The organism is Streptomyces sp. FH025, from assembly GCF_017427025.1.
Classification (GTDB): domain Bacteria; phylum Actinomycetota; class Actinomycetes; order Streptomycetales; family Streptomycetaceae; genus Kitasatospora.
In genome coordinates this window covers 1-19,112 of the sequence record NZ_JAFLNG010000016.1, presented here as the reverse complement: position 1 = coordinate 19,112, position 19,112 = coordinate 1, and the positions used below count along the sequence as shown (strand labels likewise).

The following is a 19,112-nucleotide window of genomic DNA, read 5'->3' as shown; positions in this document are numbered from 1 at the left end:
GATGACCCCACCTGAACCCGCGCCCCTCCCACCACCGGGCGGCTCCGCCGGCCTGAGCGCCGAGGCGGTGTCCAAGCGCTTCGGTACCGTCCAGGCGCTGACGGGCGTCACCCTCTCCTTCCCGCCCGGCCAGGTCACCGCCCTGATGGGCGAGAACGGCGCCGGCAAGTCCACCCTGCTGCGCATCCTCACCGGCGACCACCGCCCCACCGAGGGACGCGTCCTACTGGACGGCCAGGCCCTCGACCTGCACTCCCCGCAGGACGCCCGCCGGGCCGGGATCCGGATCATCCCGCAGGAACCCGAGATCATCCCGCACGTCCCGGTCGCCGAAAACGTCTACGCCGGCTCGCTGCCCCGCACCGGGCTGCGCCGCCTGGACCGCGTCGAACTGCGCCGCCGCATCACCGCCGACCTGCACCGCCTCGGCTTCGACAAGGTCCTCGATCCCGACCTGCTCGGCTCCCAACTCACCGCCGCTCAGCGCCAGTTGGTCGAGATCATGCGGGCCCTGACCGGTGCCGTCCCACCGCGCGCGATCGCCTTCGACGAGCCCACCTCCTCGCTCTCCGAGCACGAGGTCGAGGCCCTGTTCGCGCTGATCGGACGGCTGCGCGACGAGGGCATCGCGGTCATCTACGTCTCCCACCGGATGAAGGAGATCTTCCAGCTCGCCGACCGCATCGCCGTGCTGCGCGACGGCCAGGTCGCCGGGGTGGTCCAGGCCGCCACCACCGACGAGAGCGAGCTGGTGAAGCTGATGGTCGGCCGCGACCTGTCCTCACTCTTCGTCCGCCAGCAGGTCGCCACCGACCGCGTCGTCCTCGACGTCAACGGCATCACCACCGACGACGTGCACGACATCAGCCTCAAGGTCCGGGCCGGTGAGGTCGTCGCGCTGGCCGGCCTGATCGGCGCGGGGCGCTCCGAACTCGCCCTCGCCCTGGCCGGCGACACCCCGATCCACTCCGGCACGGTGGCCCTGGGCGGCGAGGTCCTGCGCCTGAGGAACCCCCGCGCCGCCATCGCCGCCGGCATCGGACTGGCCCCCGAGGAGCGCAAGGCCCAGGCGCTGTTCCTGCAGCGCACGATCCGGGACAACACCTCGCTGGTCAGCCTGCGCCGACTCAGCCGATGGCGGTTCGTCAAGCACCGTCAGGAGAAGGCCCTCGCCCAGGAGTACGCCGACCGGCTGCGCGTGCGCGCCCCCTCCATCGAGGCGGAGGTCCGCACCTTGTCCGGCGGCAACCAGCAGAAGGTCGTCCTCGCCCGCTGGCTCGCCCGCAGGCCCGACCTGCTGATCCTCGACGAACCCACCCGCGGCGTCGACATCGGCGCCAAGGCCGAGATCTACCAGATCATCGCCGACCTCGCCCGCGAGGGCACCGCCGTCCTGGTCATCTCCTCCGAACTGCCCGAGGTCCTCGGCCTCGCAGACCGGGTCGTGGTGATGCAGAACGGCCGCACCACCGGCGAACTCACCCGCGACCAGGCGACGGAAGAGGCCATCCTCGCCCTCGCCATGGCCGACGACCTCGCCACCGCTACCCCCGCTCACACCGGAGAGACCCGATGACCACCGCCACTCCCCCGACCTCCCCGGCGCCGGACGCCGGGGCCCTGCCCGTCCGGTCCGGCGGCCCGCGCGCCCTGCTCGCCGCAGTCGGCGGGCAGAACCTCAGCCTGATCGGCGCCCTGGTCGCCGTCGTCGCCCTCTTCGGCTGGCTCAACCCCAACTTCGTCGGCTGGGACAACATCCAGGTCATCGCCGAGGCCGCCACCATCTCCGGCCTGCTGGCCGTCGTCCAGACCGTCGTGATCATCTGCGGCGGCCTCGACATCTCGGTCGGCTCCCAGGCCGGACTGGCCTCCGTCACCAGCGCCATGGTGTTCACCTCCGCCGGCTCCAACCCCTACCTCGGCATCGGCGCCGCGCTCGCCATCGGCGCCGGCATCGGCCTGTTCAACGGCGTCGTCATCATCTACGGCCGGGTCAACCCGACCATCGCCACCCTCGCCGGTCTGGCCGCCTACAAGGGCGTCGCCCAGCTCGTCTCGGACGGTCGCGCCCAGGGCTACGTGCTCAACGACCCGGTCTTCGTCTTCCTCAGCCGGGGCAAGATCGCCGGCCTGCCCACCATGGTCTGGCTGCTGATCCTCACCGCCGCCGCCGTCCACGCCCTGCTCACCTACACCGACATCGGCCGCAACATCTACGCCATCGGCGGCAACGACACCGCGGCCCGCCTGGCCGGCATCAACCTCAACAAGTACCTGATCGCCGCCTACGCGCTCTCCGGCACCGTCGCCGCCCTCGCCGGCGTCCTCCTCACCGCCCGCACCGGCAGCGGCCAGCCTGTCTCCGGCAGCGAGGGCCTGGAGCTCCAGTCGATCACTGCCGCCGCCCTCGGCGGCTGTGCCCTCAAGGGCGGCAAGGGCAGTATCGGCGGCACGCTGCTCGCCGTCGCGCTGCTCGGCGCGCTGCAGAACGGCCTCACCGTTCAGGGCATCAACGCCTTCTGGCAGAACGTCGCCCAGGGCACCCTGCTGGTCGCCGCCGTCGTCATCCAGCAGCGCCGCAACCGCGAACGCGCGGTCGGCCTGCCCGCCTGACGGCCGCCGCCCGCACACTCCCGCGGGGCCGGACGGACGATCCCTCCGGTCCGGTCCCGTGGGCCGGTGGGGGCCGGGCTGCCCCCGGCCCCCACCCAGGTGCGGCCCGAGGCCCCCGACGTCCGTCGGGCCGAGGGCTGCCCGGATCCGTCACCGCGCCGGCGGCGACGGATCCGGGCCCGGTCGGGCGGGACGGGCGGTCGGCCGCGAGGATCGGCCGGACCGCCGGCGAACCGCCGGTGCCGCGACTGCTCGCGGCACCGGCGGTTCCTCATCGTCAACCGGAGGGCCGGGGCCCGCCGGTGTGCGGGGATAATGGATCACACAGGCTCCGGCCGCGTTCCCGGTCGCCGACGGGGACCGCTCCGCCGTACGTGCTCGTTCGATCGAAAGGTCCTTCGTGGCTGACCAGACGTTGCTCGCCGCCCAGCGCCAGGCGCTCATCCTGGAGACGATCCGCCGGACCGGCGCGATCCGGGTCGCCGAGCTGGTCGAGCAGTTCGGCGTGTCCGACATGACCATCCGCCGGGACCTGGACGCGCTGGTGCGCCAGGGAACCGTGGAGAAGGTCCACGGCGGCGCGGTCGCGACCGGGACGGCGAGCAGCTTCGAGCCCGGGTTCGACGCCAAGTCCGCCCTGGAGGAGAGCACCAAGGCCGCGCTCGCGGACGCCGCGGCGAAGCTGGTGGAGCCGGGCAGCGTGGTGGCCTTGTCCGCCGGCACCACGACCTACGCGGTCGCCTCCCGGCTGCTGGAGGTCCCGGAGCTGACGGTGGTGACCAACTCCCTGCGGATCGCGGACCTGCTGTGGGCAGCGGGAAGCGACGGGAGGGAGACCGCCCCGTCGCTGTTGCTGACCGGCGGATCGCCCACCCGCTCGGCGGCCCTGGTGGGCGCCCTGGCCGACCAGACGATCCGGTCCCTGCACGTGGACCTGCTGGTCCTGGGCGTGCACGGGGTGAGCGAGCAGGCCGGCCTCACCACACCCAACCTGGCCGAGGCGCAGACCAACCGGGCCCTGATCGCCTCCGCCCGCCGCACCGTCGTGGTCGCCGACCACACCAAGTGGGGCGTCGTCGGGTTGAGCAGCTTCGCGACCCTGGCGGAGGTCGACTGCCTCATCACCGACGACGCCCTGCCCGCGGCCGCCCGCAGCGTGCTCGCCGAGGCGGTCGGCGAGCTCGTCGTCGTCCCGAAGACCGGCTGATCCCTCCGGGCCGGGTCAGCCCACCCGGCGGGCGCCCGCCGAGGGAACGGCGGTGAAGGTGACCGGCGCGGCGAAGCCCGCCGAGCGGAAGGCCCCCTCCACCGCCGCCGAGACCTCCGCGACGCGCTCGGCCTCGACCAGGACGATGACGGAGCCGCCGAAGCCGCCTCCGGTCATCCGGGCACCCAGCGCCCCGGCGGCGACGGCGGCCTCCACCGTGAGGTCCGTCTCGGGGCAGGAGACCCGGAAGTCGTCGCGCAGCGAGGCGTGTCCGGCCGTCAGGATCGGCCCCAGCTCCGCGATCCGGCCGCCGTCCAGGTGCTCGATGGCCGCCGCCACGCGCCCGTTCTCGGTCACCACGTGCCGGACCAGCGGCCGGAGTTCGTCGGGCAGCCGGTCCAGGGCCGCCTCCAGGCCGGCGGCCGGGAGGTCGCGCAACGCGGGCAGGCCGAGCAGTTCGGCGGCGCGCTCGCAGCCGGCTCGCAGGGCGGCGTAGGCGCCGTCGCCGAGGTCGTGCTTGACCCGGGTGTCGATCACCAGCAGCCGCAGTCCGGCCGCCGCCAGGTCGAGCGGGACGTGCCGCTGCTCCAGCGTCCGGGTGTCGAGGAACAGCGCGGTGCCGTCCGTGCAGCAGGCGGAGGCCATCTGGTCCATCACACCGCAGGGCACGCCGACGAAGGCGTTCTCGGCCCGCTGGGCGATCAGGGCGAGTTCCGGCGCGGTCAGGCCCAGCTCGTACAGGTCGTTCAGGGCCACGGCCGTCGCGCACTCCAGGGCGGCCGAGGAGGAGAGTCCGGCGCCGGTCGGCACATCGCTGTCGATGAACAGGTCGGCCCCGCCGATCGCGAACCCGGCCTCGGCCAGCGCCCAGCAGACGCCGGCCGGGTAGGCGGCCCAGCTGGCGACGACGCCGGGGGCCAGAGCGTCGAGCGCGAGGTCGGTGATGGTGCCGTCGCCCTGGGCGCTGTAGAGGCGCAGCCGGCCGTCCTCGCGACGGCGGGCGGCGACCCGGGTGGTGTGCGGGAGGGCGATGGGCAGGACGAAGCCGTCGTTGTAGTCGGTGTGCTCACCGATCAGGTTCACCCGGCCCGGAGCGGCCCACACGCCGCTCGACCGTGCGCCGTGGACGGCCTCGAAGTCGGTGGCGGCCTCGTCGATCATCTGTTCAGCTCCATGCCTGGTCCGCGTCCTGGTTCCCGCCGGCGACTTCCCTCAGCAGGCGGGAACGATTTCCGACATAATCAAACATGACCGCTGCCACGGTCAACATCTGCGATGACCATGTCCATTTAGGGCGAGTCGACGGCCCGGAACGTCCGCTATCGACGCCAACGCCTGTTGACAAGCGATCGCTCCTGTTTGAATCTGTTGAAGCTCGAAAACTGCCGGGCCGACATCCCAGACATAAGGAGTACAGCGGTGCACAAAACCGCCACGACGTTGGCCGACGGCCGCGAACTCGTCTACTTCGACCAGGAGCCGGGCGCACCCCGCGATGCCGTGGACACCCGGCCGCTGGAGCCGGCCGCGAGCCTCTCCGAGACCCGGCTCGACCCGGTGCTCGGAGAGTGGGTGACGGTCGCCGCGCACCGCCAGCAGCGGACCTACCACCCGCCGGCCGGCGAGTGCCCGCTGTGCCCCTCCCGCGACGGAAGGCTCAGCGAGATCCCGGCGGCCGACTACGAGGTCGCCGTGTTCGAGAACCGCTTCCCTTCTCTCGCCACGGGCTCCGCCGACCACGTGACGGCCCAGGACGAGCCCCTGCACACCCTCCGGCCGGGCAACGGCCGCTGCGAGGTGGTCTGCTTCACCTCCGACCACGACGCCTCCTTCGCGGACCTGGACGAGCCCAGGGCACGCCTCGTCCTGGACGCCTGGACCGACCGCACGGCGGAACTGTCCGCCCTGCCCGGCGTGCAGCAGGTGTACTGCTTCGAGAACCGCGGCGAGGAGATCGGCGTCACGCTGGCCCACCCGCACGGGCAGATCTACGCCTTCCCCTTCGTCCCCTCCCGCACCACCCGCATGATCGCCCAGGCGGGGGCATACCGGGCGAGCACCGGCCGGAACCTCTTCGAGGACCTCCTCGCCGCCGAACGGGCCACCCGCGAACGGCTGGTGCTCCAGGGCGAGCACTGGAGCGCCTTCGTCCCGTTCGCCGCCCGCTGGCCCTACGAGGTCCACCTCTACCCCAACCGCCGGGTCCGCGACCTCACCGCGCTCGACGAGGCCGAGCGCGCCGAGTTCCCCGGCCTCTACCTCGACCTGCTGCGCCGCTTCGACGCGCTGTTCCCCGCCGAGCCCGGATCCGCGCCCAACCGGACCCCGTACATCGCGGCCTGGCACCAGGCGCCGAAGACCGGCGGCGACGAACTCGCGCTGCACCTGGAGCTGTTCACCATCCGGCGCGCCCCCGGCAAGCTCAAGTACCTGGCGGGCGTGGAATCCGGGCTCGACGCCTTCGTCACCGATGTGAGCCCCGAGGCCGCCGCCGAGCGGCTCCGCGCCGCCGCGCCCGGCCTGCCCCCAGACGCCCGAGGGGAGTGACGCGGCGGCTCGCCGACGGCGGGTTCGGACAGGCCGCAACGGCGTTCGCGGCTCAGGCCGCCGGGAGCACCGCCCTGAGCACGCCGAGCAGACGGGCGACCTCGGCGGCGACGGCGGCGCGGGCCGGGCCGAGGTAGCGGCGGGTGTCGACCAGCCGCGCGTCGTCGGCCAGGGCCCTGCGGACGGCGGTGGTGAACACCTGGTTGAGGTGGGTGGCGATGTTGACCTTGGTCATGCCGGCCTCCACTGCGGCGGTGAGGTCCTCGTCCGCCACGCCGGAGGAGCCGTGCAGCACCAGCGGCACCGGGACCGCCTCGCGCAGCCGTCCGATGAGCTCGAAGTCGAGTGCCGCATCGCGGGTGAGCATGGCGTGCGAGGTACCGACGGCCACCGCGAGCGCGTCCACGCCGGTGGCGGCGACGAACGCCGCGGCCTCGGCGGGATCGGTGCGCACGCCGGGTGCGTGGACGCCGTCCTTGCCGCCGACCTCACCGAGTTCGGCCTCCACCCAGACGCCCGCGGCGTGGCAGTGCTCGACCACCTCGGCGGTGGTGCGCACGTTCTCCTCGTAGGCGAGCACGGAGGCGTCGAACATCACCGAGGTGAAGCCCGACTCCACTGCCTCGTGGACGAGTTCGACGGACGTGGCGTGGTCCAGATGGACCGCGACCGGCACCGTGGCAGCGCGGGCGACGGTGAGGGCGGCGGCGCCGATCGGCGCGAGGCCACCGTGGTAGCGGACGGCGTTCTCGCTGATCTGCAGGATGACCGGGGCACCGGCGGCCTCCGCGCCGGCGACGATCGCCTGAGCGTGTTCGAGCTGGATGACGTTGAACGCGCCGACGCCACGCGCGGCGGCCACGGCGCCGGTGGCGATCTCGCCGGTTCCGATCAGGGGCATGGCTTGAGCTCCTCGGTTGCGATGGGTCGGACGTCCACCCCGGTCCGCAGGGCCTGGTGGACGGCGGGGTCGAAGTCGCCGGCGAGCGGTGCGGCGACGGCGGCCGCGGACAGCGCCACGGCCTCGGCCAACCGGTCGGGCCAGGGCTCGCCGGTGACCAGGCCGAGGGTGAGCGCGGCGACCGCGGCATCGCCGGCGCCGGTGGGGTTGCCGGCCAGCCGCTCGGGCGGGCGGGCTTGCCAACTCCCCTGCGCGGTGACGGCGATGAGGCCGTCCGCACCGAGCGAGGCGACCACCGCCCCGGCTCCGGCGGCGTGCAGCGCGCGGGCGGCGGCCACTGGGTCCGCCCGGCCGGTGGCGGCGGCGAGCTCGTCCGCGTTCGGCTTGATCAGGGCCGGTCCGGCCGGCAGCGCCATGCGCAGTGCCGCCCCGTCGGCGTCGAGCACCGCCGGGACGCCGCGCGCGTGCGCGAGCCGGAGCAGGCGGGCGTAGGCGTCCTCGGGAACGCCGCGCGGGAGGCTGCCGGAGAGGACCACCGCCGCGGTGTCCGGCAGGAGTGCGTCGAGGTGGTCGAGGAACCGCGCCCATTCCTCGGGGCCCACCACCGGGCCGGGTTCGAGCAGGATCGTGGTGTCCCCGACGCTCTGCTCGACCACGGCCACCGTCCGCCGGGACTCGCCCGCGATCGTCAGCATGCGGTCGGCGAGGCCGGCGGCGGCCAGTTCGGCGCGGATCGCCCGGCCGGTGAGGCCGCCGGCCAGACCGGTGACCACGGTCTGGTGGCCGAGGGCGTGCAGCACCCGGGCGACGTTGACGCCCTTGCCACCCGCGCGTTCGGCCACCGTCCGGACGCGGTTGCTGCCGTGCGGGCGCAGTCGTTCCAGGTGGTGGGTGACGTCCAGGGCCGCGTTGAGCGTGACGGTCAGGATCACGCCGCCACTCCCGCCCCCAGCAGGTCCCGCGCGAGCAGTCCGGCACCGAAACAGCCCGCCTCGTGGCCGAGTTCGGCGGGTATGAGCTCCGGAACCGCCTGGAAGGTGAGCCGCGCCGTCAATGCCGCCCGCAGTGGCGCGAAGTACGGCTCGCCCGCCAGGGAGAGACCGCCGCCGATCACGATCCGCTCGGGGTCGAGCAGGGTGATCGCGCTCGCCAGGCCGTCGGCGAGCGCGTCGACGGCCTCCTGCCAGACGGTGGCGGCCGCGATGTCCCCGGCTGCGGCGCGCTCGCCGACCTGCTGGGCGGTGACGCCCGGCTCATCGGTGGCGGCGGTGTAGCGGCGGGCGATGGCGGCGGCCGAGGCGAGGGTCTCCACACAACCACGGGCACCGCACGCGCAGATCTCGCCGCCGGGGCGGACCACCAGGTGGCCGAGCTCGCCGGCGCGGGTGTGGCTGCCGGTGAGCGGGCGCCCGTCGACCATCACGGCGGCGGCGATGCCGGTGCCGACCGGGACGAAGAGGAAGTCGCGGCTGCCTCGGCCGGCGCCGGCCCTGGCCTCGGCGATGCCGCCGGCCCGCACGTCGTGCCCGAACGCGACCGGGATGCCCAGGTGTTCGGACAGCCAGTGCCGGACGGGCAGATCGCGCCAGCCGAGGTTGGCGGCCAGCACCGCGGTGCCGGCCGCCTCGTCGACGATGCCGGGCACGGCGATCCCCGCAGCCGCCGGGCGGAAGCGCTCGGCGAGTTCGGCGGCGCAGTCGAGGACGGTCTCCAGCACGGCCTCGGGTCCGCGCTCGGCCCGGGTGAACCAGCGCTCGGTGTGGAACAGGCCGCCGTCCCCGGCGACCGCCGCGCCCTTGATGTAGGTGCCGCCGACGTCGAGGGCGATCGCCGTGGCGCTCACGGCCGAGTCAGCACGATGGAGCGGGTGAGGCCCTGCGGCTGGTCGGGGTTCAGGCCACGGCCCTTGGCCAGCTCGACGGCGAGCCGCTGGGCGCGGATCAGGTCGGCCATCGGGTCCAGCGTGCTCACCGACACCGCGACGCCGGTGGGCCGGACCTGGTCCACCAGTCCGGCCGGCGGCTCGCCGAAGAACCAGACGACGCTGTGAGGGCCGGTGACGCTGATCGGGCCGTGCCGGTACTCCATGGCCGGGTAGGACTCGGTCCACGACCCGGACGCCTCACGCAGCTTGAGCGCCGCCTCGTTGGCCAGACCGACCGTCCAGCCGGCCCCGAGGAAGGTGAACTGGCCCGCCTCGACGGCCCGTTCGGGCAGCGGGTCGGCCAGCGCCCGCTCGGCGTCCGCGATCAGGTCGGCGGGGGTGAGGCCGAGGTGGCCGCGCAGCAGCGCCAGCACGGTGGTGGCGAAGCGGGTCTGCACCACCGACTTCTCGTCGGCGAACTCCAGGTCGATCACGGTGTTCGCAGCCGTGCTGATCGGGGTGGCGAGGTCGCCGGTGAGCGCAACGGTCGGCATCGCGCCGCAGCGCTCCAGCGCGGCCAGCACCTCGGTCGTGGTGCCCGAGCGGGTGATGGCGACGACGCGGTCGTAACCGCGGGTGGCCGGGAACTCGGAGGCGGCGAAGGCGTCGGTCTCACCGAGGCCGGCGCCCTCGCGCAGGCCCGCGTACGCCTGCGCGATGTAGAGCGAGGTGCCGCAGCCGATCACGGCCACCCGCTCGCCGCGCTCCGGCAGCCCGGCGGGCTCCAGGTCCAGCGCCTTGCGCCAGCACTCCGGCTGGCTGGCGATCTCCCGCTCGACGTGGCTCATCAGGGTTCTCCTCGCTGGGGGCACGGTGGTGCTCGGGGATCGGTCCGCACCGAGCACTGCTTCACGCTGCAAGCATCTGCGTGAAACTGATCTATTCATAGCCCAATGCGTCATCTCTGAGCAATACTGGTTTCATCGAGAGGATCGCGGTACCAGGTCGGTGACGACCGGCGGATAGGCTCGTGACCAGGGACGGCCGATTCGAGGAGTGATGATGAGCCCGGATGAGCGATGGTCTCGGCTGCTGGAGATCCTTGGCGACCGGGGCCGGATCGATGTCATGACGGCGGCCGAGCTGCTGGGCGTCTCCGCGGCCACCGTGCGCCGGGACATGGACGAGCTCGCCCGCCAGCAGTTGCTGACCCGGACGCGGGGCGGCGCGGTGCTGAGCGAAGTCGCGTACGACCTGCCCCTCCGTTACAAGACCTCGCGTCAGGCCGGCGAGAAGCAGCGCATCGCGAAGGCCGCCGCCACGCTCGTCCCGCCCGGCGCGGTGGTCGGGCTCAACGGCGGCACCACCACTTCCGAGGTGGCCCGTGAGCTCGCCACCCGTACCGATCTGGCCGGGCACGGCACTCAGACGGCGCTGACCGTGGTCACCAACGCGATCAACATCGCCAACGAGCTGGCGGTGCGCCCGTACGTGAAGACCGTGGTCACCGGCGGTGTGGCCCGGCCCCAGTCCTACGAGCTGACCGGACCGCTGGCGACCATGATGCTGCAGGCGATCTCACTGGACTACGCGATCCTCGGCGTCAACGCCGTCGACCCGAAGTTCGGCGCCGCCACCCATGACGAGGGTGAGGCCAGCGCCAACCGGGCGATGGCCGAACGGGCGGAGCGGGTGATCGTGGTGGCCGACTCCACCAAACTCGGCAAGCGCGCGTTCGCACAGGTCTGCGACACGAGCGCGATCGATGTGCTCGTCACCGACGCCGACGCCCCGGAGGAGCTGGTGGAACGGTTCACCGCCCTCGGGGTGGACGTGCACTGCGTGTAGCACCCGCCTGCGAACCGGGGCCCGCTGTGCGGGCGGGCGCAGTCGAACCCGCCCGCACCGCACAGGTGGTGACGTTCCGTCAGGCCGACGGCGGGGCGCTGAACGGTGCGGCCCAGGTCTGGTTCGTCTGGACCGCATCCGGTGCGGCGCCGCACGAGTACAGGTCGACGGGCGTGCCGGCGGCTGTCGTGGTGCCGCGGTACACGTCCAGGCAGGAGCCGGTGCCGGCGAGCTTCAGGTTGCCGTCCCGGTTGTAGCTCCAGGTCTGGTGGCCGGGGGCCGAGCCGCAGGCCGCGACGCCGACCCACTGGCCCTGCTGTCCGTTGAGCGCCCCGGTGGTGGCGCCGTCCTGCGCGGTCAGGCAGAGGCCGACCGTGCCGGCCTGGAGGAGCCGGACGGATCCGTCGGCGTTCAGCTGCCACTGCTGGTTGCTGCCGCCGGTGCAGGGGTAAACGTCGACCGGGTTGCCGGCGCCGGTGCCGGAGGCGTGGTTGTCCAGGCAGAGCGACGCCTTGCCCCAGTCGTCGCGCGAGACGGTGATCTGCCCCCGCGGGGTGGCGGTGCCGCCCTTCGGCGGGGTGACCTTCAGCATGGCGCTGTCGTGCGAGCCGATGCTGAGCGAGACGGTGCCGGTCGAGCTGCTGGTCCTGTGCGCCCACAGGTCGCGGACGGTGTACTTGCCGCCGGTGGCGTTGAAGCCGGTGGCGCTCAGGTCGAGGGTGTAGTTCGCGCTCACGGCCCCCTTGTTGGTGACCACGACGGCACGGCTGCCGTCGGCGAGCGGCTTGACGACCACGTCGATGCCGCTGTCCGCGGCCGGCGTGCCGTCGGCCTTGGCCCCTCCGCCCACGACCCGGTAACCACCGGCGCCCAGCCGGTCCTGGTCCACGGCGATGACCTCGGGGTTGGAGAGGATGCCGATCGACGCCTTCAGGTGCGGGGCCTCGGCCGGGTGGGCGGCGAGGTAGGCGGGCTCGAACTTGCGGGCGTCGGTGGAGATGACGAGCGGCGCGGCCAGGGCGGAGAACAGCGACATCTGGCTGCGCTCCTCGGCCGTGGTCATGCCGTTGTCGCCGATCAGCAGCATGTCGGCGTCGTTCCAGTTGCCCGGGCCCTGGTAGCGGCTGAGTTCGAGGGTGTTGTCGAAGCTCTGGTAGGCACCGAAGTTGTACGAGGACTGGCGGCCCAGCGGCTGGTTCCACGGGTCGGAGGCGCCGTTGTCGTAGTCGTTGTAGATGTCCGGGCCCACACGCCAGAGCTGCCCGAGCGGGCGCACCCATCGCATCGCGGCGAACTTGCCCGATCCGTTGCCGTAGCCGGCCGGGGCCGAGATGTTGAACATGACGTTCGGGGTGGGCTTGCCGGCCTGGTTCGCGGCGGTGACCGCCGTCTTCAGGTCGCCGGACATCCGGGTGTCGAGCGTCTGCACGGGCTCCTGGTCGCCGCAGTTGTCGTACTTGAGCACGTCCACGCCCCAGTAGACGAAGGAGTTGGCGTCGTCCTGCTCGTGGTACTCGCTGCCGTTGGGCAGGTTGGGGGCGGTCGGTGTGGCGGTGGAGCAGGTGTGCGTGCCCGAGGTCTCGTAGATGCCGAACTTGGCACCGAGCGTGTGCAGGTAGCTGCCGTACCCGGTGAGCTCGTAGTCGAAGCCGGGCTGCTTCGTCGCGTCGCGGACGTCGGTGGCACCGCCCCAGTTCAGCGCGCCGTGCAGGTAGCCGGCGCTGTTGCGGTACATCCAGCAGTCGTCGACGGTGACGGTCTGGTAGCCGGCCGCGATCAGACCGGTGTCGGACAGCGCCTTCGCGTTGTCCTCCATGTACTGCTGGAACGAGTAGTGGAGCGGGTCCGAGCCGTCGAGCGGCGCTTGGGGAGTGCACTGCGCACGCGCCCAGTTGTTGAAGCCCATCGGGGGGAGCGCACCGATCGGGCCGTTGGGGGCGGACGAGGCGGTGTAGTTGGCGGCCGGCGCGCTGACGCCGTCGTTCGCCACGGCGGGGGTGGCGCCGAGCGCGGTCCCGACGAGGACGGCGGTTGTCGCGGCGAGGGACGTGGTCCGGCGGGACAGGAGTCGTCTGGTCAAGGCGTGAGGGATCCTTCCAGTCTGACTGAAATTGATTCAAAGAAGCAGAAATGACGCAGCTTCAGTCACGTACGGAGCAGCTTCGGGCGGCCAGGCGCCTCGCGTCAAGACGCCGGTTCGCGCCATCGGCCCCCTGACTCGACTGCAACGCTTCGGTAACGCGGCTGGCCCGCCGGGATGGCGGCGGGGCAAACTCTGATTCGCGCCGCTGCTCGATATTGATCAAATATCGATCACATGGCGCATATTCGCTCACATTGCACCACCCCCACTCGGGCCGCCGCTGGGTCGGCCCCAGCTGCAAAGGCGGTATCAGAGATGAAGCAGCGTCTTCTCGCCCTGTCGGCGGCCACCCTGGCCGGAACGCTCGCGCTGTCGGGATGCAGCAAGGGCTCGGACTCCGGTTCCACCTCCGCCGACGGCGTGACGACGATCAGGTTCGTCGCCGCCGACTACGGCTCCAACGGCCAGAACCCGAGCCAGGCGTACTGGCAGGGCGTGATCTCCGCCTTCGAGCAGCAGAACCCCAAGATCAAGGTCGACCTCCAGGTCATCAACTGGAACGACATCGACACCCAGGTCAAGACGATGGTGCAGAACGGCAACCAGCCGGACATCCTGCAGACCGGCGGCTACGCCGACTTCGCCAAGAACGGCCAGCTCTACCCGGCCCAGGACGTCCTCTCCGCCGCCACCGCCGCCGACTTCCTCCCCGCGATGGCCCACGCCGGCGAACAGGACGGAACCCAGTACGGCCTCCCGTTCATCTCCAGCGCCCGGATGTTCCTGATCAACAACACCCTCTTCAAGAAGGCCGGCCTCGATCCGGCCAACCCGCCGAAGACCTGGGCCGACCTCACCGCCGCCGCCACCGCCATGAAGAACGCCGGGGTGGAGATCCCGCTCGGCGTGCCGCTGGGCAAGGAGGAGGCCCAGGGCGAGTCGTTCATCTGGATGCTGGAGAACCACGGCGGCTACCAGGACGACAAGGGCAAGTACACCATCAACTCGCAGGCCAACGTCGACACCTTCGGCCAGCTCAAGAGCTGGGTGGACGCCGGTCTGACCGAGCAGAGCCCGGCCTCCGTCAACCGCACCGACCTGGCCAAGGACTTCGCCTCCGGCAAGGTCGGCATGCTCAACGGCATCCCCACCCAGCTGAACGACGTCAAGAACATGGACGTCACCTGGACCACGATGCCCAGCAAGGACGGCACCGGCAAGGCCACCCTCGGCGTCGCCGACTGGATGATGGCCTTCAAGAAGGGCGGCCACAAGGACCAGATCAAGGCCTTCCTCGACTTCGCCTACGGCAAGGACAACACGGTGAAGTTCGACAAGGAGTACAGCCTGCTGCCGGTGACCCAGTCCGCGCTCACCGCCCTCCAGGCCGACCCGGAGGAGAAGGCCCTGGCGCCGTTCCTGCAGATCCTGCCCACCGCCACGTTCTACCCGCTCAGCGACCCGACCTGGCCGGCCGTCTCCGCGCAGATCAAGACCCAGATCGGCAGCGCGGTCAGCGACCCGAAGAAGACCCTCGACGCACTCCAGCAGGCCGCCCAGCAGGCCGGCGAGTGACCCGGGTGACCGCACAAGGAGTCCACACCGTGTCCTCCCCCAGCAGCACAGACGCCCGGCCCGGCGCCCCAGCCCGGCCGGCCCCGCCCGCAGGCCCGTCGCCCAGGCGCCGCTCCCTGTTCGAACGGCTCGGGCCACTGCCCTGGCTGACCCCGGCCATCGTGCTGATCCTCGGCGTGGTCGTGTGGCCGGTCATCGAGATGGTCACCACCTCACTGCGCAAGATCGACACCACCGGAACCGACCACGGCCCGGCCGGCCTGATCAAGTACCACAAGCTCTTCAGTGACCCCCGATTGCCCGCAGTGCTCACCTGGACCGCCGTCTGGACGGTCGTCGTCGTGGGCCTGACGATGCTGATCTCGCTCGCCCTGGCCCAACTGTTCAACCAGAACTTCCCCGGCCGCCGCGTCACCCGCTGGGCGCTCATCGCCCCCTGGGCCGCCTCCGTGCTGATGACCGCGATCGGCTTCCGCTGGATGCTCGACCAGGTCGCCGGCGTGTTCAACCGGCTGCTGCTCGACCTCGGCCTGATCGACCACGCCCAGGCCTGGCTCGGCGACGCCACCCACGCCAAGCCCTGGCTGGTCCTCGTCGCCGTCTTCGTCTCACTGCCGTTCACCACCTACACGCTGCTCGCCGGCCTGCAGACCATCCCCGCCGAGGTCTACGAGGCGGCCAGGGTCGACGGCGCCACGCCCTGGCAGACCTACCGCAAGGTCACCCTGCCGCTGCTGCGCCCGGCCTTCCTGGTCGGTCTGGTGATCAACCTGATCAACGTCTTCAACTCGTTCCCGGTCATCTGGGGCATGACCCAGGGCGGCCCGAACGCCGACACCGCCACCACCACCGTGTTCATGTACATGCTGCGTGGCTACGACGTCGCCGAGTCCGCCGCCATGTCCGTGGTCAACTTCGTCGTCGTGATCCTCATGGTGATCGTCTTCCTCAAGGTCAGCCGCTGGAACGGGGAGGAGAGCTGATGACCACCCTTCAACTGCCGCCGCGGACGGCGCCGCGCCGCCCGCGCGCCCGGACTCTCCTGCTCACCGCAGTGGCCTGGGCGCTCGCCGCGCTCTTCCTGTTGCCGTACGTCGAGATGCTGATCACCGGCGGTCGCCCGGCCGACCAGCTGCGCGACAACTCCTACCTGCCGACGCACTTCGACTGGTCCTCGTTCACCAAGGTCTGGACCGACACCACACTCGGCCAGAACCTGCAGACCACCCTGCTGGTGGCCGGCGGCTCGACCTTGCTCGTGCTCCTGGTCGCCCTGCCCGCCGCGTACTACACCGCTCGGGTGCGCTACCGCGGCCGCAAGGCGTTCCTGCTGCTGGTGCTGGTCACCCAGATGTTCCAGCCCACCGCCCTCCAGGTCGGCCTGTACCGCGAGTTCTCCACGCTGGACCTGCTGGACACCCCGATCGTCCTGGTCCTCGCGAACGCCGCCTTCAACCTGGCCTTCGCGATCTGGATCCTCAGCGCCTACATCGGCTCCATCCCGATGGAGCTGGAGGAGGCGGCGGTGATCGACGGCAACAGCCGCATCGGCGCGCTGTTCCGCGTCACCCTCCCGCTCGCGCTGCCCGGCGTGGTCACCGCCGTGATCTTCACGTTCATCTCGGCCTGGAACGAGTTCATCATGGGCCTGACCCTGACCAACTCGCCCGACCGGCAACCGCTCACCGTCGGCATCAACAACATGATCGGCGCCTACAGCGTGCAGTGGAACTACGTGTTCGCCGCCTCGCTGGTGGCGATCGTCCCGGTGGTCGTGCTCTTCGCGGTGATCGAACGGCACGTCGTTTCCGGACTCACCGCGGGCTCGGTCAAGTAGGCCCGGCCACCCCACGAGGTCGCGCGGGGAGCGCGACCTCGTGCTTCGCCATGGCCTGAACGCGCATCCATGCTCTCAACCCGCTTGGCCGTGCGCGATATTGAGTACTTCTGCCGTGCTCTTGTCAAAATTCAGCAGGGCCCCGTAGAAATGACCCGGCTGAGGCAACACCAGCCACCATGCCCTGACCCCGAGATACCGTGAGGTCGAAGCGTGTCAACCACCCTCCCCCGATGGCTCCGTGCCACCGTCGCCTGCTGCACGACACTCGCCGCAGTGTCCGCGGGAACCCTCCTGGCCCGGCCCGCGACCGCCGCGGAGCCCTCCTCGCCCGGTGCCGTCGGCCAGTACCCCAACTACACCCCCACTCCGCCCATGGGCTGGAACGACTGGTCGTACTACCAGTGCGGGATCGACGAGAAGACGATCCTCGGCAACGCCCAGGCCCTGGTCACCACCGGGCTGGCGAAGAAGGGGTACGACACCGTCACCATCGACGACTGCTGGATGGCCAAACAGCGCGACGCCAAGGGCGACCTGGTCGCCGACCCGACCCTGTTCCCGCACGGGATGGCCTACGTCGGTCGCCAACTCCATCAGCTCGGGCTGAAGTTCGGCATCTACGAGGACGCCGGGACCAGCACCTGCGGCGGGTACCCCGGCTCCCTCGACCACTGGCAGCAGGACGCGGACCTGTTCGCGTCCTGGGCCGTCGACTACGTCAAGCTCGACGGCTGCAACGTCCCCACCAAGCCCGGCGAGACCGACGAGCAGAGCTACCGCGACACCTACACCGCGATGAGCCGGGCGCTGCTCAATACCCACCGCCCGATGGTCTTCTCGATCTCCGCGCCCGCCTACTTCGAGGGCGCGGCGAACTGGGAGTCGACGATCCGCTGGTCCGCGCAGCTCGGCAATCTGTGGCGGGAGGGCGCGGACATCGCGCTCGGCCAGGAGCCCGGCCCCGCCAAGTGGGCGTCGATCAAGTACAACTACGGCTACAACGTCGGGTTGGCCGACCTGCAGCGACCGGGGCGGTGGAACGACCCCGACTTCCTGCTCGCCGGTGACTCCGGGCTCAGCCAGGACGAGATCCAGAGCCAGGTCTCGCTGTGGGCGATAATGGCCGCACCGCTGATCTCCAGCACCGATCTCACCCACCTCTCCCCCTCCGCGCTGGCCGTGCTCGGCAACAGCGACGTCATCGCCGTCGACCAGGACCGGCTCGGTGTCCAGGGGCGCGTCGTCCAGCACGGAACCGGCTACGACGTACTGAGCAAGCCGTTGGCCGGCGGGGACCGCGCGGTCGCGCTCTTCAACTCCTCCGACACCGCGCAGACGATCACCACGACCGCCGCGCAGGCCGGTCTGCCCGCCGCCAACGGCTACCGGCTCGACGACCTGGTGAGCAAGAAGGCCACCGGGACGACCGGCGTGATCTCCGCGAACGTGCCGCCGCACGCCACGGCGCTCTACCGGGTCCACCCCGGCGCGGCCCGCGGCCTGGCGCCCGAGACCGCCATCACCTGGAGCGACGTCAGCACGGCGCAGAATCCCGGGACTTACCAGGTCAGCCTGGCCGATCACGGCTCCGTCGCGCTGAGCGACGTCCAGCTGAAGATCAGCGCTCCCGCCGGCTGGAGCGTCACCCCGGAGACCGTCGCGCTGCCGCGCGTCGCACCGGGCGGGGCCGCATCGGCCACGGTGACGGTGCGCGGCCCCCAGGGCGCTCCCGGCACCACGGTCACGGCGGTCACCGCCACCGCGAGCTACCGGGCGCAGTCGACCGCGGTCGACACGGTCAGCGGTGAGCAGACGATCACACAGGTCGTGCCCTACCCCTCGCTGGAGGCCGCGTTCAACAACGTCGGTGCCACCTCCGAGAGCGACACCACGCCCGGCAACTTCGACGGCGGCGGGGACAGTTACTCGACGCAGGCCCTGGCCCGGGCCGGCGCCACCCCGGGCGCCGCGATCAGCGCCAACGGTCTCGGCTTCACCTGGCCGTCGGCAGATGCGGGGAGGGCTGACAACGTGTCGGCCGCCGGCCAGGAGATCACCTTCGGCGGCCAGGGCCAGACGCTGGGCTTCCTCGGCGCCGAGGCGGGCTCCGTCTCCGGCACGGTCACCGTCACCTACACCGACGGCACCACCAGCACCGGCCAACTCGGCTTCCCCAACTGGTGCTGCACCCCGACCGACGCCTTCGGCGCGAAGACGGCGTTCACCATGGACCACCGCAACACGCCCACCGGTCCGGCCAACTTCGGCATCAGCTACGGCGTCTTCACCAACACCGTCCCGCTGACGCCCGGCAAGACGATCCGTTCCGTCAGGCTGCCCGACGCCCCCGCGATCCACGTGTTCGCGCTGACCGTCCAGCCGTGATCCGCGCGGCCCGCGGGGTCCGCCCCGCGGGCCGGGCGGCCAGCTCGACGCCGGACACCCGGTGTTCCCCTTCCCGTTCCCAAGGAGGCCGTGATCGCCACGGACCGTACTGCCCTGGCCGGCGCCCGACTGGTCCTGCCCGGTGGCGTCGTCGAGGGCGACCGCCTGGCCATCGAGGGCGAGCGCATCGCCGGCCTCGGCGGTCAGACCGAACCCGGCGACCTCGACCTGACCGGCTTCACCGTCGTC

General features: G+C 71.7%; 15 protein-coding genes. 9 read left to right on the top strand and 6 right to left on the bottom strand.

Going from position 1 to position 19,112, the window contains the following annotated elements:
* Position 1 precedes the first annotated feature (1 nt).
* The 3 genes from J0670_RS02330 (at position 2) to J0670_RS02320 (ending at position 3,820) form a co-directional block, all read left to right on the top strand.
* On the top strand, positions 2–1,576 hold the full coding sequence (locus tag J0670_RS02330; RefSeq protein WP_207809057.1) for a sugar ABC transporter ATP-binding protein: 1,575 nt from the start codon (positions 2–4) through the stop codon (positions 1,574–1,576).
* Positions 1,573–2,613 (top strand): ABC transporter permease, encoded by a 1,041-nt coding sequence (locus J0670_RS02325; protein WP_207809055.1) that lies wholly within the window; start codon positions 1,573–1,575, stop codon positions 2,611–2,613. The genes J0670_RS02330 and J0670_RS02325 overlap by 4 nt, the downstream gene beginning before the upstream one ends.
* Positions 2,614–3,013: 400 nt before the next feature.
* Complete coding sequence (locus J0670_RS02320) at positions 3,014–3,820, top strand: DeoR/GlpR family DNA-binding transcription regulator (protein ID WP_207809053.1); 807 nt, start codon at positions 3,014–3,016, stop codon at positions 3,818–3,820.
* 15 nt (positions 3,821–3,835) lie between these two features.
* Here the strand turns inward: J0670_RS02320 and galK are convergent, their stop codons facing one another.
* Entirely contained in the window at positions 3,836–4,981 is a 1,146-nt protein-coding gene (gene galK / locus J0670_RS02315; RefSeq protein ID WP_207809052.1) for a galactokinase, read from the bottom strand.
* A 258-nt stretch (positions 4,982–5,239) separates the two neighbouring features.
* Between galK and galT the strand changes: the two genes are divergently transcribed.
* On the top strand, positions 5,240–6,367 hold the full coding sequence (galT, locus tag J0670_RS02310; RefSeq protein WP_207809050.1) for a galactose-1-phosphate uridylyltransferase: 1,128 nt from the start codon (positions 5,240–5,242) through the stop codon (positions 6,365–6,367).
* 52 nt (positions 6,368–6,419) lie between these two features.
* Here galT and J0670_RS02305 read toward each other — a convergent pair whose 3' ends face one another.
* From J0670_RS02305 to J0670_RS02290, 4 genes are read right to left on the bottom strand one after another with little or no spacing between them, the layout of a single operon-like run.
* Positions 6,420–7,268, bottom strand: coding sequence for a class II fructose-bisphosphate aldolase (locus J0670_RS02305; protein WP_207809048.1), 849 nt, complete (start codon positions 7,266–7,268; stop codon positions 6,420–6,422).
* Positions 7,259–8,200 carry a 1-phosphofructokinase family hexose kinase gene (locus J0670_RS02300; RefSeq protein WP_207809046.1) on the bottom strand — a complete coding sequence of 314 codons (942 nt, stop codon included), beginning with the start codon at positions 8,198–8,200 and terminating at the stop codon, positions 7,259–7,261. The genes J0670_RS02305 and J0670_RS02300 overlap by 10 nt, the downstream gene beginning before the upstream one ends.
* Entirely contained in the window at positions 8,197–9,111 is a 915-nt protein-coding gene (locus J0670_RS02295) for an ROK family protein (protein WP_207809045.1), read from the bottom strand. The genes J0670_RS02300 and J0670_RS02295 overlap by 4 nt, the downstream gene beginning before the upstream one ends.
* Complete coding sequence (locus J0670_RS02290) at positions 9,108–9,980, bottom strand: SIS domain-containing protein (RefSeq protein ID WP_207809043.1); 873 nt, start codon at positions 9,978–9,980, stop codon at positions 9,108–9,110. Before J0670_RS02290 ends, J0670_RS02295 begins: the two co-directional genes overlap by 4 nt.
* Positions 9,981–10,194: 214 nt before the next feature.
* On the opposite strand from J0670_RS02290, the gene J0670_RS02285 reads away from it, so the two are divergent.
* Positions 10,195–10,980: a DeoR/GlpR family DNA-binding transcription regulator gene (locus J0670_RS02285; RefSeq protein ID WP_207809070.1), complete on the top strand. Its 786-nt coding sequence runs from the start codon at positions 10,195–10,197 to the stop codon at positions 10,978–10,980.
* Between the two features lie 79 nt (positions 10,981–11,059).
* On the opposite strand, the gene J0670_RS02280 is transcribed toward J0670_RS02285, so the two are convergent.
* Positions 11,060–13,060 (bottom strand): alpha-galactosidase, encoded by a 2,001-nt coding sequence (locus J0670_RS02280; protein WP_207809041.1) that lies wholly within the window; start codon positions 13,058–13,060, stop codon positions 11,060–11,062.
* A gap of 318 nt (positions 13,061–13,378) precedes the next feature.
* On the opposite strand from J0670_RS02280, the gene J0670_RS02275 reads away from it, so the two are divergent.
* The 4 genes from J0670_RS02275 to J0670_RS02260 all read left to right on the top strand — a co-directional run bounded on the left by J0670_RS02275 (position 13,379) and on the right by J0670_RS02260 (position 18,863).
* Entirely contained in the window at positions 13,379–14,638 is a 1,260-nt protein-coding gene (locus J0670_RS02275) for an ABC transporter substrate-binding protein (RefSeq protein ID WP_207809039.1), read from the top strand.
* Positions 14,639–14,667: 29 nt separating this feature from the next.
* On the top strand, positions 14,668–15,621 hold the full coding sequence (locus J0670_RS02270) for a carbohydrate ABC transporter permease (protein WP_374223052.1): 954 nt from the start codon (positions 14,668–14,670) through the stop codon (positions 15,619–15,621).
* On the top strand, positions 15,621–16,475 hold the full coding sequence (locus J0670_RS02265) for a carbohydrate ABC transporter permease (protein ID WP_207809037.1): 855 nt from the start codon (positions 15,621–15,623) through the stop codon (positions 16,473–16,475). Before J0670_RS02270 ends, J0670_RS02265 begins: the two co-directional genes overlap by 1 nt.
* A gap of 276 nt (positions 16,476–16,751) precedes the next feature.
* On the top strand, positions 16,752–18,863 hold the full coding sequence (locus tag J0670_RS02260) for an NEW3 domain-containing protein (protein WP_307806345.1): 2,112 nt from the start codon (positions 16,752–16,754) through the stop codon (positions 18,861–18,863).
* The last annotated feature ends 249 nt before the right edge of the window (positions 18,864–19,112 follow it).